Origin of the sequence: Deinococcus sp. (assembly GCF_018260405.1) — a bacterium.
Taxonomy (GTDB): Bacteria; Deinococcota; Deinococci; order Deinococcales; family Deinococcaceae; genus Deinococcus.
Map to the genome: position 1 here is coordinate 532 of NZ_JAGLBG010000216.1, position 634 is coordinate 1,165.

At 61.2% G+C, this 634-nt stretch carries 1 pseudogene; it reads right to left on the reverse strand.

From position 1 onward, the window contains the following. A pseudogene (locus tag QZ269_RS13140) lies at positions 1–430 on the reverse strand (hypothetical protein); the annotation flags it as partial. Positions 431–634 lie beyond the last annotated feature (204 nt).

The window sequence follows — 634 nt, forward strand, 5'->3', positions numbered from 1 at the left end:
CTTGGGGGGTCGACAGTAAATGGCCCGTCACCTGCATTTGGTCAGCATTAGGGGGGGTGGCGGCTGGGCCTGTTGCTCCTGGCGCTGCTGGTGCTGTCGGTTTAGGGATTTTTACCGGGCGCGGTTTCCTGACGACTGCTGCGGGCTTTTGGGCCTGCTGGGGCTGCGGCTTTTGCTCCACCGGGAACAGTTCCGGCGTTCCTGGCAGCACAGCGGGCGCGGCGGGTTTACTGGTCATACTGGTTTTGGCATCTAAACCGCGTAACGCGCTTTCTATCAGTTCGCCCACCTCGGCGGCGGTCATCCCGGCCAAACGGTCAAACACCCACCCCCGCGCCCGAATGCGTACAGGTCGGCTTTTTTCGCCCTCCGCCAGCGGCACGGTTCCCAGCGTGGCAATGTGGCCCTTCGGATTTCGGGGGGTGGTCATGCCCGCATTATAGCGCGTAACGCGCTTTAGTCAATCACTCAGAACGCGTTACGCGCTTTGGGTGGGGCTGATTTACTAGGCTAATTTCCTAGTATCTCATCAATATTTCATCCTCGCGGGCGGGCGGGGCTGCAGAAAACACCGTGTCAGACGGCGGGACACAATATTTCATCCTCGCGGGCGGGTGGGGCTGACGGGGCCTGC